Raw genomic sequence first — 12,298 nt, 5'->3', positions numbered from 1 at the left:
ACTTCGCCTAAGCTGTTGAAATCAATCAGCAACAAATAACATTATAGAAAAAGGGCGCAGCAATGTCAATCGCTTTTCGCCCTTTTCTTATTTTTTCTTTGAAAAAAGGAAGCGCAGCTGCCCTCAACCTTTCTCAGGTTCCTCAAGAATTACGCTATCTGCTTCTTTCGTAATGAGAATCACACCATCTCCTAAAGGGACAAGCGTGGAGGTCAGCTGAGGATGGTTCATCACGGTATCCAAGAAAAGATTCAATTTGCGATGGATCGCTCGCTGGTTACGAGGGATTTCTTCGATGGGGTGTAGAATCGTTCCAGCTTGAAATACGTCATCCACCATCAGCACACCGCCTTTGCGTAATAGACGCAGACATTCTGGTAAAAATTCAATGTATTTTGATTTGGCGCTGTCCATGAAGATAAAATCATAAGGGCCACTCAATGTAGGTAGAACGTCTGCCGCTTGTCCTTCTAATAGCGTGATTTTTTCTTCATTTCCTAAGCGAGCGTAAGTTTCTTTGGCTTTGCGGATCATGACGTCAAAGCGATCGATCGTTGTGACATGACCATCTTTCACACATTGCGCCATCAAGCTTGAAGAAAAACCGATCGCTGTGCCGATCTCAAGGATTTCTTTTGGCTGGAGTTGTCCTAATAAAAACTGCAAAAAGACCACTGTTTCATGTGGGATGATTGGCACTTCTTTTTTATGAGCGGCTTGCTCGATTTCACCAAGTTCGCCGGGTAATTGTTTTTGTTTTTCACGCATAAACGCCACTAGTTCTGGTTTGACTACTGGACGATGCATCATTTCGTTGCGCATCTTCATCCTCCTAATTTATCGCTGTCCCCTATTATACGAATAACTCACCTTAAGTTCAATCTTTTCGAGTCTTTGGAACAACAAAAAAACCAGTCATAAGACTGGCAGGATAAAGGGGTGAAAAATATTTTTGGGATATTTCTATCATAACGGTGTTATGTGGAGGTTTGGTTAAAATCCTGTGAAGATCTCGTCAGGTTCTGCTTAAATTTTCATCAAGGAAGAAAAGCAACCCATCAACAGGACAAAAACGAACTTTTTATCGAAATATTCAGAAAATTCAGGGAAAAGTGTTGACAGAGGAACCTGCTGTTTGGTATCTTCATAACAAGATAAAAAAAGTGATAGGTGACGACGATGGATAAACGATTGAAACAAACAGCTGCATTTTTATTATTATTATCGTAAGGACTCTTTTTCTATGACCCGCCTTTTTTAAGGCATCATTTGAAGAGTCCTATTCGCATTGCATGAAGGAAACCCTTTATGGAGTGCTTTTTTTATACCATTTTTTCAATTGTGTTTGAATGAGGTCGCGCCAAGCGTGCTCCTACCACTGCTAAGGAGGAAATAGTGATGAGAAAAATCCAGTTTTTTGATACGACATTGCGAGACGGTGAACAGACCCCGGGAGTCAACTTTAATACGAAAGAGAAGGTTCAACTGGCGCTGCAATTAGAAAAATGGGGCATCGATACGATCGAAGCAGGTTTTCCGATTGCATCAGAAGGAGATTTTCAAGCAGTCAAAGCGATTGCTGGGGCGGTGACGAAAATGACCGTTGCAGGACTTGCCCGTTGTCAGAAAAAAGACATTGATCGTGCCTATGAAGCTCTTTATCAAGCCGTCGATCCACAGATCCATGTCTTTCTAGCAACGAGTAAGGTGCATCGCCAGTACAAGCTGAATATGACGAAAGCAGAAGTACTCGCTTCCATCAAAGAACATGTGGCTTATGCGCGTGAACGCTTTGAAAAAGTTCAATTCTCGCCAGAAGATGCCACCCGCACCGATAAAGCCTTCTTGCTTGAGGCGGTTCAAACAGCGATTGATGCCGGCGCGACGATCATCAATGTGCCCGATACAGTAGGGTTTACCAATCCTACGGAATATGGAGCGCTTTTTGCCTATTTGATCGCCAATATCAAAAGCGAGCAGCAGATTACTTTTTCTTCCCATTGTCATGATGACTTGGGAATGGCGACAGCCAATGCGCTGGCGGCTATTGAAAATGGTGCTGATCGGGTGGAAGGAACGATCAACGGGATCGGCGAACGAGCTGGCAATACTGCATTAGAAGAAGTGGCCTTGGCGTTGCATATTCGCAATGATTTCTATCAGGCTACCTCCAACATCAAATTAAACGAAACAAAACGAACCAGCGATCTGGTGGCACGTTTGTCAGGAATCACGGTACCGAAAAACAAAGCGATCGTCGGAGGCAATGCTTATGCCCATGAATCAGGGATTCATCAAGATGGCGTCTTGAAAAATCCTGAGACCTACGAAATTATTACCCCACAGTTGGTGGGGGTAGAAACCAACTCGTTGCCTTTAGGCAAACTTTCTGGCCGCCATGCGTTTGTCGATAAAATGCAGCAACTGGGCTACCAGTTTGACCAAGAAGAAACCAACGAATTGTTTAAACGCTTCAAAGAATTGGCAGATAAAAAGAAGCAAGTGACCGAACAAGATTTGCTGGCTTTGGTGGCCGATCAAGGCCGCAGCCAAGAAGGCGGCTGCGAGTTGGACGCCGTTCAGCTACAATACGTGTCCAATGGCCATCAAGGAGCAGTGGTTTCTATCATCAAAGACGAGGAAAAACAAGTGGCATCAGCCATCGGTGCCGGCAGTATCCAAGCTATCTACAACTCGATCGATCAGATTTTCCAGCAGCAGCCGAAGTTGTTGAATTATGAGATCACTGCCTTGACCAGTGGGGAAGATGCGCAAGCGGAAGTGCACGTGGTCATTGAATGCCAGGAAACCAATGAAAAAATCAGCGGGATCGGCTTAGACTTTGATGTCTTGCAGGCGTCAGCCAAAGCATATGTACAGGCTAGCGCAGCTCTAAAGAATCGAGGTGTCCTTGTTTGAAAAAGATCGTGGTTTTAGCAGGAGATGGCATCGGACCAGAAATTATGGACAGTGCCCTTGCGGTATTGAAAGCGGCTTATCCTGACCATCTCCAGCACTTTCATTTTGACCAGCGGCCATTTGGTGGAGCGGCGCTGGCACTTACTGGAGAGCCATTGCCGCAAGAAACACTACAAGCTTGCCAGCAGGCGGATGCGGTCCTTTTAGGAGCCATTGGTGATCCAGCTTGGGAAAACGCACCGACAACACCCGAGAAAGGACTTTTGAATCTGCGTCAAGCGTTAGGTCTATACGCCAATATTCGACCCATCAAAGTAGTTGATGCGGTGATTGCTTTGTCTCCCATCAAAGAAACGATCCTTCGAGGGACAGATTTTGTCATCGTTCGTGAGTTGACTGGCGGTATCTATTTTGGCGAAAAAGCAGAAAAACCTGAAGAAGCCTACGACATCAATCATTATCACCAAGCAGAGATTCGACGGATTTTGCGTAAAGCCTTTGAGATCGCCCGTACGCGGAAGAAGCGGGTTCTCTCTGTCGATAAAGCAAATGTGTTGGCGACTAGCCGGCTTTGGCGCCGATTAGCGGAAGAAACGGCACAGGAATTCCCGGATTGTCAGTTGACTCATCAATATGTTGATTCCGCCGCTATGAAAATCATCCAAAATCCCAAAGACTTTGATGTAATCGTGACCGAAAATCTCTTTGGCGACATTTTAAGTGATGAAGCCTCGGTTTTGCCGGGGTCATTAGGGGTGCTACCAAGCGCAAGCCATGGCGCAGAAGGGGTTTCTTTATATGAACCGATCCATGGCTCGGCACCGGATATTGCTAGGCAAAATTGTGCCAATCCGGTTTCCATGATTTTGTCTGTCGTGATGATGCTAAGAGAGTCCTTTCAAGAGGAACAGCTGGCAGATACCATCGAAAGTGCGTGTTATGAGGTAATGAATGCGGGGATCTTGACGCGTGATTTAGGTGGGACGGCAACGACAACTGCCTTTACAGAAGCGGTTATTGCACAGTTAGGAGTGAGCAATTATGGGGAAAACGCTGTTTGATAAACTATGGGATCGGCATGTGATCACAGGAGAAGAAGGGCAGGCGCAGCTGCTTTATGTCGATCTGCATATGATCCATGAAGTGACGACGCCGCAAGCCTTCGAAGGCTTGCGGCAAGCGGGACGGACAGTTCGCTGTCCCGAAAAAACCTTCGCAACAATGGATCATAATGTGCCTACCAAAGATATTTTTACCATCACCGATCTGGTTGCAAAAAAGCAAATGGATACGTTACGTAAAAACTGTCATGATTTTGGGATCGAATTGTGTGACAATGGCTCTGCCAACCAAGGAATTGTCCATATGGTTGGCCCAGAAGTAGGCTTGACCCAACCAGGAAAAACGATCGTTTGCGGTGATTCCCATACTGCCACCCATGGTGCTTTCGGCGCGATCGCATTTGGGATCGGTACGAGTGAAGTGGAGCATGTCTTTGCGACACAGACGATTTGGCAGACAAAACCGAAACGCATGGGAGTTGAGATCACCGGTCATCTGCAGCCGGGGGTGTACGCCAAAGATATTATTTTGGCATTGATCGCGACGCATGGCACAGATTTTGGTGGTGGCTATGCCGTAGAATTCTTTGGCGAAACGATCCGCAACCTGACGATGGAAGAGCGCATGACCATTTGCAATATGTCGATCGAAGGTGGGGCGAAAATGGGCTTGATCGCACCTGATGAAACGACCTTTGCTTATGTGAAGGATCGACGCTTTGCGCCACAAGCGTTTGCCAGTGCGGTGACGGATTGGGAAACCCTGTATACCGATGAAGGTGCCAACTATGATGCCCTGATCACCTTAGACGCAGCAACCTTAGAACCTTACATCACTTGGGGCACCAATCCAGAAATGGGAGTACCGGTCAGCGAAACGTTTCCTGAAGTGCGAGATCACAATGATCAGCAAGCCTATGAATATATGGCACTGCACCCCGGACAGACGGCTGCCGATATCCCCATCGAATACATCTTTATCGGATCGTGTACCAATGGTCGTTTGTCTGATCTGCAAGAAGCAGCGGCGATTTTGAAAGGTCAGACCATCAAAGAAGGGGTCACTGGCATTATCGTTCCTGGTTCACGCCCTGTTCGTAAAGCAGCGGAAGCGATCGGTTTAGACAAAGTCTTTATTGAGGCTGGTTTTGAATGGCGGGAGCCTGGCTGTTCCATGTGCCTAGGAATGAATCCTGATAAAGTACCAGAAGGCGTCCACTGTGCCTCCACGTCAAACCGCAATTTTGTTGGACGGCAAGGGAAAAACGCTCGGACGCACCTGTGTAGTCCAGCAATGGCGGCAGCAGCTGCGATCCATGGGCGTTTTGTCGATGTACGAGAAGTGGTTGGAGGTGTTGGTTAATGGAAGCTTTTACGCAATTTGAAGGTACGACGCTGCCTTTGATGAATGACAATATCGATACCGATCAAATCCTACCGAAAAATTATTTGAAGCGCGTTGAAAAAACGGGGTTTGGCGAATTTTTATTTGACGATTGGCGCTATTTGCCGCAACGCAAGCCTAATCCAGCATTTATCTTGAATGATCCAGCATATCAGACCGCTCAACTCCTCGTCACTGGTGATAATTTTGGTTCTGGCTCTTCTCGAGAGCATGCGGCATGGGCGCTGTTGGATTACGGCTTTAAAGCCGTGATTGCTGGCAGCTTCGGTGATATTTTCTATATGAATGCCACCAAAAACGGGCTGCTACCCATCGAGCTGCCTTTGACTGTTCGCCAAAGGATCGCCTCGCTGCCTGCTTCTGAAAAAATCAGCATCGACTTGCCGAGGCAATGTGTGATCGTTGCCGGGGAGGAGCATTTCTTTGCAATCGATGCTACCTGGAAACACAAATTGATACACGGTCTCGATGAGATCAGTATCACCTTGCAGGAAGAGGCGAAAATCACCGCCTATGAGCAGACGATTCCAGCGTATTGGCAGTAGGGCTAGGGGACTGGTCGTTATTCGTCGGCTGGTATTTGTGAAAGAATGTTTCTTAACCCTCGCCAATCAGCTTCGATTTGCGGAGTCAACGTCCGATTATAAAAGATCGCAGCGGGATGATACATCGGCACGATCAGATATTCTTTTTCCGACCATTGATAGCCATCCTTTGTCGGATTGCTTTCTTGAATTTTGGAACGGATCACTTCGCCATGGTGGTCTTTGATATAATAGGCGTTGCCTAATAATCGCTGTAGTCCGATATTGCCAACAGTTGCAATGACGGGCGGATCCACGATGGACAACTCGTAGTCAAGCAGTGGTGCGTGTAGCAAGACTTCCTTTTTGGTAGGTGTCCGATTGGGATGGACGATCTCATGGGCACCGCTGCGCTTGTTGATTCGTTCTTTGACGGAATATGGACGGCTGCGGACAGCGCTGGTGATGTAGACATCCTCACGGGTCAAACCGGCTAAAGCCAACGATTTCATCAATTCTTTTCCTGCTTGTCCGCTAAAAGGAATAAAATTCTCGATTTCGGTTCGACCAGGGGCTTCACCAACGATCATCAATTTGGGCTGCAGCGGTCCTTGACCTGGAACAAATCCTTCCAACGGATAACTGCGGGATGCCTGTTGAACGGCAGTGGCTAATTCTTTGGGGTATTGCATGAAAACTCCTCCCATTCTGTTTCGCTTGTGCTCTTTCTTCTATAGTAATAGAAAATAAAAAATGCACAAAAGGAAATGACTAGTAGCAAAAGAATTCTGTCTTTTCCTTAATTAGTGATTGACTTTAGGAAAACATTTTGATAAAGTTAATCTGTTGTAATTGTGGACTCCACAGCTACAACCGCACAGAACAAGTAGTAAGTACGAAAGTCACTTGGGATGGCGAGTCTAAGTATATTATAAGGAGGTGCTGTAGAGCATGTACGCAATTATCAAAACTGGTGGGAAACAAGTAAAAGTTGAAGTGGGTCAAGCAATCTACGTTGAAAAATTAGACGTTGAAGCTGGACAAAAGGTTACTTTTGATGAAGTTATCTTAGTAGGTGGCGAATCAACAAAAGTGGGTGCCCCAATCGTTGCAGGAGCAACTGTTGAAGGAACTGTTGAAAAACACGGCAAACAAAAGAAAGTCGTAACTTTCAAATACAAACCTAAAAAACATTCACACCGTAAACAAGGTCACCGTCAACCTTACACAAAAGTTGTTATTGACGCGATCAACGCTTAATTCTTACGAAAAGCAGGGTAACGAATATGATCAAAGGGACATTCAAACGAAATGACTCTGGTCGGATTGTTTCTTTTGAACTAGCTGGACACGCACAAGCAGGAGAATACGGCAAAGACATCGTCTGTGCTGCAGCATCCGCTTTAGCGATCAGTGCAGTCAATGGGATCGATGCTTTGGCTGGCGTTGCGCCAAAAGTTGAAGCAGATAACGAAAATGGTGGGTACTTATTAGTCACGCTGCCTTCTCGTTTGACCCAAGAGCAGTCGAATATCGCACAAATTCTTTTAGAAAATTTGTTGATCGGCTTGCAATCAGTTCAAGAAGAGTACAACGATTATATCCAAATCAAAACTACTAAAGAAAACTAGGAGGTGCATCTCATGTTGATGAAAATGAATTTGCAATTCTTCGCTCACAAAAAAGGTGGGGGTTCTACTTCTAACGGACGTGACTCTCAATCAAAACGTTTAGGTGCGAAACGTGCTGACGGTCAAACCGTTTCAGGCGGATCAATCCTTTATCGCCAACGCGGTACTAAAATTTACCCAGGGGTAAACGTAGGTATCGGTGGAGATGATACATTGTTTGCAAAAGTTGACGGCGTTGTTCGTTTCGAACGTAAAGGCCGCGACAAAAAACAAGTATCTGTTTATCCAGTAGCGCAAGAAGCATAAGAAAATGACATCCAGATTACGTAAAAGTAACCTGGGTGTTTTTTTATACACCAATGAAACCGTTTTAACGAAATAGTTATTTATAATAGCTTAGATAAGGAGTGAAGCAATGATTCAATTAAAAGAAATCACGAAGGAAAACTATCGTGCGTGCATGAATTTGAAGACAACGAAGGAGCAAGAAGATTTTGTTGCGCCCAATTGGTACTCAATGTTAGAGGCGATCTATGAGGAACCACGTCAGGCATTTGCCCTCTACAATGGTGAGGATATGGTCGGCTTTCTCTTATTTAGTTTTTACGAAGCGGATGAGGATTATCCAAAAGCTTCGTGGTGGATCGAGCGGTTTATGATCGCAGAAAAATTCCAAAATCAAGGGTTAGGCAGTCAGGCGTTTCTTGCTGGGTTAGATTGGTTCAAAACCCATATCCAAGCGCAAGAATTAAGGATCTCCGCTGTAGATGGCAACGAGATCGCAACAAAGCTTTACGAACGAAACGGCTTTGTCTTGACAGGTGAAATGATTGATAACGAGCATGTACTCTTGTTGCAGCTGCCAACGGATCAAGGGTAAATGACTCTTTCTACAGTAAAAAATGAGGTCAAAAGCAGAGGTTCTTAAGAGGATTCTCTGCTTTTTTTATTGGTGTTTTTCCGGTCAAAAAAGTGTGCCGTCATTTTCTGGCTAGATTTTTCAAGAAATTTTGTGCACTTAGGGTAAGAATTACGAGTATATCCATGCTTTGTTGTTCACAAAGTTCCTTTTGCTATTAACGAAATCTTTACACGTTGACAACACAAACCTTATATTCATTTGATACTCTGAGGAAGTAGAACAAATGGAAAGAAACTTTCGAAAAACGTTGATTATTGAGAATGTGCTCACGAATGATTTTGGTCGAAACACGAACATTATCAAAAAAGAAAACGTTCGTAATTCGAAAAAGATTGTTTTTGATTCGTTGGTTTTTTATAATCAAAAAGGAAAGTTCGGAATTCCGTGAGTTCGATTTTTTTAATGAAAAGGAGAAAAAGTGATGAAAGTTTGGAAGAAAACGGCAATGTTTGGTTTAGGTTTGGTGGCAGCAGTTACGCTGGCGGCATGTGGCTCAGGTGGAGCAAGTACTGACTCGGCGGCTGAAGAAGCAGGATATGTACCAGAAAAGTTGACCGTTCAATTTGTTCCATCACAAGCAGCAGAAACATTAGAAGCAAAAGCAAAACCACTTGAGCAATTATTAAGTGATGAATTGGGGATTCCAGTCACTGTGAGTGTTTCCACTGACTACAATACAATCGTCGAAGCAATGGCTTCGAAACAAGTAGATGTAGGCTTTTTACCGCCGAATGCCTATGTTTTAGCAAATGAACAAAGCAATGTTAAGGTGCTATTACAAGCACAGCGTTATGGCATCAAGCAGCCTGGTGGGGAATCAACGGATGAATTGGTTGATAGCTATCGCTCAATGATCGTCGTAAAAAGCGGCAGCGATATCAAAGAGTTGGAAGATTTAAAAGGCAAAACGATTGCCACGCAAGATGTTACTTCTTCTGCCGGTTATGTTTGGCCAGTAGCAGAAATGAAAAAAGCAGGCATCGATATCAATACGGATGTGACGACTGTTCAAGTCAAAGGCCATGACCAAGCGGTCTTATCTGTCTTGAATGGCGACGTTGACGCAGCGTTCGTTTTTGAAGATGCCCGCAACACGGTCAAAAATGATTACCCAGAAATCATGGATGAGGTAGAACCAATGTACTTTACCGAACCGATCCCGAACGATACGATCAGTGTCCGCAGCGACATGAGTGAAGAGTGGGACAAAAAAATCCAAGATGCCTTTATCGCGATCGGTAAAGATGAAGAAGGAAAACAAATCATCTCTGATATTTACTCTCATGAAGGATACGTTGTTTCACAAGACAGCAATTTCGACATCGTAAGAGAGTATGCGGAACAAGTCGGACAATAACTAATAGATGAATAGATCGGGAGGGTACCGGTAGTTGAGGTACCCTTTTCGAATGGAAAGCAATTTTTACCTAATGGAAAGAAAGTAGGAGAATCATGGCTCTAGAGAACGAAACGATTATTTCATTTCAGAATGTGACCAAGCAATACCCAAATGGGGTATTAGGTTTGAAGGACTTAAACATCGATATCAAAAAAGGGGAATTTGTCATCGTAGTGGGTTTATCAGGAGCAGGAAAATCAACGATGCTGCGCTCCATCAATCGACTGCACGAGATCACGAGTGGCGAGATTTTAATCGATAGCAAGTCGATCACAAAAGCAAAAGGAAGAGAGCTACGCTTGATTCGTCGAGACATTGGCATGATTTTCCAAAGCTTTAATTTGGTGAAACGTTCGAGTGTCTTGCGAAATGTCTTAACTGGGCGAGTAGCTTATCACCCAACGATCAAAATGTTGCTTGGTTTGTTCCCGCAAGCGGATAAAGAGCTGGCTTATCAATCGCTGCAGCGGGTCAATTTAGCAGAAAAAGTCTATACTCGAGCCGATGAATTGTCTGGCGGTCAGCAGCAGCGGGTTTCGATTGCCCGTGCTTTGACGCAAGAGCCGAAGATTATTTTAGCGGATGAACCGGTTGCTTCCTTAGATCCTTTAACCACTGAAAAAGTCATGAATGACTTAAAACGGATCAATCAAGATCTGGGGATTACCATCGTAGTCAATTTGCATTCTGTCCAATTGGCAAGAGAGTACGGCACGCGGATCATCGGGTTGCGAGACGGAGGCTTGGTTTTTGATGGCCCTGTCAGTGAAGCGACCGATCAGCGATTGAAACAGATTTATGGCAGCGAGATCATAGAAGAGCAGGAAGGGGCAGGACAATGACGACAAATACGTTGCCGAAACGCAGCGGACTATGGAAAAATGTTCTTTGGCTCGTCATTTTTTTAGTGGTATTGTTCGTTAGCGGCTCTATTTCAGGCGTTGATTTGGCACGGTTCTTTAGCAATAGCAGTCAAATGAATGTCATTTTACAAAAGATGGCTCATCCTGATTGGGCATATGCCAAAATCATTGTAGAGCCGATTTTACAAACGATCCAAATGGCGATCATCGGCACGACCTTTGGTGCACTGGCGGCTTTTCCGTTTTCACTTTTAGCAGCACGAAATATCATGACGAATCATTGGATCAGCGGTTGTTTCCGTTTTGTTTTAAATATCATTCGGACAGTACCTGATTTGATGCTGGCGGCTTTATTTGTTGCCATTGTCGGAATCGGTCCCGTTGCCGGGGTGATCTCCATCTCTGTGTTTTCTTTTGGGATGATCACCAAATTGTTTTATGAATCGATTGAAACGATTGATGAAGGTCCGATCGAAGCAATCACGGCTTCTGGAGGATCGAAGTTTGACATCATCCGCTATGCAGTCGTACCGCAAGTCATGAGCCATTTTCTTAGTTACTTGCTTTATGCCTTTGAGATCAATGTGCGGGCATCGACGATTCTTGGGTATATCGGCGCAGGCGGAATCGGTGTTTTCTTACAACGATCTTTAAGCCAATTTCGATATGACCAGACGTCGATTATCGTCTTAGTGATTTTTGCAGTTGTTTTGGTGATTGATACCATCAGTAATAGATTAAGGGAGCGATTGTTATGATGTTGCCAGCAGAACCGAAAAAGAAAAAAATACGGAATTGGCTGATCGCAGTAGTCGTTATCCTCCTTTATATTTGGGCTTTTGCTGGCGTGCCTTTTGCGGGTGTTAAAGAAAATGTCGGTCAAATTGTCGGCTCAATCTTTTATGGCTTGATCCATCCTGATTGGGGCTATGTTTATACCGGTGATGGCGAAGATTTGATCAGTTTGATGATCGAAACCGTTGCGATCGCCTTTGTGGGTACGTTTTTATCCTCAATATTAAGTATTCCTTTTGCCTTTTGGGCGGCGCGCAGCAAAAACAGCCCTCGCTGGCTATCAGGTTTCGGTAAAATCGTGCTGACGGCGATTCGAACGTTTCCAGAAATCGTCTTAGCGATCATGTTCATCAAAACAGTGGGTCCCGGATCCTTTGCTGGTGTTTTGGCAGTTAGTGTCCATTCCATTGGGATGTTGGCGAAACTCTATAGCGAAGCGATCGAGAACATGGATCACGGTCCTTCAGAATCGGTCGTTAGTGCGGGAGGAAATCGTTGGGATGTGTTAGGCTTTGCGACATTGCCACAATTGATTCCAGAATTTCTTTCTTTTACCTTGTATCGTTTTGAACTGGCTGTCCGTTCAGCTTCGATCTTAGGGATCGTAGGAGCAGGTGGGATCGGTACGCCGATGATCTTTGCCATCAATGCGCGATCATGGAGCCGTGTAGGAATCATTTTATTAGGGATCGTTGTGACGGTCACGATCATTGATTTTATTTCTGGGCGCTTGCGTAAACGATTGGTTTAATAAAATGAGGTGCGTACTCGAAAAAACA

Annotated in this window: 14 protein-coding genes and 1 other annotated feature; of the genes, 12 read left to right on the top strand and 2 right to left on the bottom strand. The window is 44.7% G+C overall.

Going from position 1 to position 12,298, the window contains the following annotated elements:
• Window positions 1-123: 123 nt before the first annotated feature.
• The gene (locus A5882_RS15445; protein ID WP_086332465.1) at window positions 124-822 is read right to left on the bottom strand and encodes an O-methyltransferase; all 699 of its coding nucleotides are present in this window, start codon (window positions 820-822) and stop codon (window positions 124-126) included.
• A gap of 576 nt (window positions 823-1,398) precedes the next feature.
• Here A5882_RS15445 and A5882_RS15440 point away from each other — a divergent pair.
• Genes A5882_RS15440 through leuD form a run of 4 tightly spaced genes read left to right on the top strand, consistent with a single transcriptional unit; the run spans window position 1,399 to window position 5,930 of the window.
• On the top strand, window positions 1,399-2,919 hold the full coding sequence (locus tag A5882_RS15440; RefSeq protein WP_016612263.1) for a 2-isopropylmalate synthase: 1,521 nt from the start codon (window positions 1,399-1,401) through the stop codon (window positions 2,917-2,919).
• The gene (leuB, locus tag A5882_RS15435; protein ID WP_086373057.1) at window positions 2,916-3,980 is read left to right on the top strand and encodes a 3-isopropylmalate dehydrogenase; all 1,065 of its coding nucleotides are present in this window, start codon (window positions 2,916-2,918) and stop codon (window positions 3,978-3,980) included. Before A5882_RS15440 ends, leuB begins: the two co-directional genes overlap by 4 nt.
• The gene (leuC, locus tag A5882_RS15430; protein WP_086373056.1) at window positions 3,961-5,343 is read left to right on the top strand and encodes a 3-isopropylmalate dehydratase large subunit; all 1,383 of its coding nucleotides are present in this window, start codon (window positions 3,961-3,963) and stop codon (window positions 5,341-5,343) included. Before leuB ends, leuC begins: the two co-directional genes overlap by 20 nt.
• Window positions 5,343-5,930 carry a 3-isopropylmalate dehydratase small subunit gene (gene leuD / locus A5882_RS15425; RefSeq protein WP_086373055.1) on the top strand — a complete coding sequence of 196 codons (588 nt, stop codon included), beginning with the start codon at window positions 5,343-5,345 and terminating at the stop codon, window positions 5,928-5,930. The genes leuC and leuD overlap by 1 nt, the downstream gene beginning before the upstream one ends.
• Before the next feature lie 17 nt (window positions 5,931-5,947).
• Here the strand turns inward: leuD and A5882_RS15420 are convergent, their stop codons facing one another.
• Window positions 5,948-6,601, bottom strand: coding sequence for a uracil-DNA glycosylase (locus A5882_RS15420; protein ID WP_034872574.1), 654 nt, complete (start codon window positions 6,599-6,601; stop codon window positions 5,948-5,950).
• A gap of 169 nt (window positions 6,602-6,770) precedes the next feature.
• Window positions 6,771-6,841 (top strand) — a sequence feature (ribosomal protein L21 leader region).
• Between the two features lie 19 nt (window positions 6,842-6,860).
• Here A5882_RS15420 and rplU point away from each other — a divergent pair.
• The 8 genes from rplU to phnE (A5882_RS15380) all read left to right on the top strand — a co-directional run bounded on the left by rplU (window position 6,861) and on the right by phnE (A5882_RS15380) (window position 12,270).
• On the top strand, window positions 6,861-7,169 hold the full coding sequence (rplU, locus tag A5882_RS15415; RefSeq protein ID WP_005225751.1) for a 50S ribosomal protein L21: 309 nt from the start codon (window positions 6,861-6,863) through the stop codon (window positions 7,167-7,169).
• 26 nt (window positions 7,170-7,195) lie between these two features.
• Entirely contained in the window at window positions 7,196-7,540 is a 345-nt protein-coding gene (locus A5882_RS15410; protein ID WP_005225752.1) for a ribosomal-processing cysteine protease Prp, read from the top strand.
• A gap of 12 nt (window positions 7,541-7,552) precedes the next feature.
• Window positions 7,553-7,846, top strand: coding sequence for a 50S ribosomal protein L27 (gene rpmA, locus A5882_RS15405; protein WP_003126181.1), 294 nt, complete (start codon window positions 7,553-7,555; stop codon window positions 7,844-7,846).
• Between the two features lie 109 nt (window positions 7,847-7,955).
• Window positions 7,956-8,420, top strand: coding sequence for a GNAT family N-acetyltransferase (locus A5882_RS15400; protein WP_005235322.1), 465 nt, complete (start codon window positions 7,956-7,958; stop codon window positions 8,418-8,420).
• 463 nt (window positions 8,421-8,883) lie between these two features.
• The gene (phnD, locus tag A5882_RS15395; RefSeq protein WP_005235326.1) at window positions 8,884-9,819 is read left to right on the top strand and encodes a phosphate/phosphite/phosphonate ABC transporter substrate-binding protein; all 936 of its coding nucleotides are present in this window, start codon (window positions 8,884-8,886) and stop codon (window positions 9,817-9,819) included.
• A 95-nt stretch (window positions 9,820-9,914) separates the two neighbouring features.
• Window positions 9,915-10,703 (top strand): phosphonate ABC transporter ATP-binding protein, encoded by a 789-nt coding sequence (gene phnC, locus A5882_RS15390; protein WP_005235328.1) that lies wholly within the window; start codon window positions 9,915-9,917, stop codon window positions 10,701-10,703.
• Window positions 10,700-11,482, top strand: coding sequence for a phosphonate ABC transporter, permease protein PhnE (gene phnE, locus A5882_RS15385; RefSeq protein ID WP_005235330.1), 783 nt, complete (start codon window positions 10,700-10,702; stop codon window positions 11,480-11,482). The genes phnC and phnE (A5882_RS15385) overlap by 4 nt, the downstream gene beginning before the upstream one ends.
• A complete protein-coding gene (gene phnE / locus A5882_RS15380; protein ID WP_008378503.1) occupies window positions 11,479-12,270 on the top strand; it encodes a phosphonate ABC transporter, permease protein PhnE in 792 nt (263 codons plus the stop codon). The genes phnE (A5882_RS15385) and phnE (A5882_RS15380) overlap by 4 nt, the downstream gene beginning before the upstream one ends.
• Window positions 12,271-12,298: the final 28 nt, after the last annotated feature.

Source organism: Enterococcus sp. 4E1_DIV0656, from assembly GCF_002140695.1.
Classification (GTDB): Bacteria; Bacillota; Bacilli; order Lactobacillales; family Enterococcaceae; genus Enterococcus_D; species Enterococcus_D entomosocium.
Note: the sequence above shows the minus strand (reverse complement) of the source record. Positions and strands in the feature narration are given on the sequence as shown.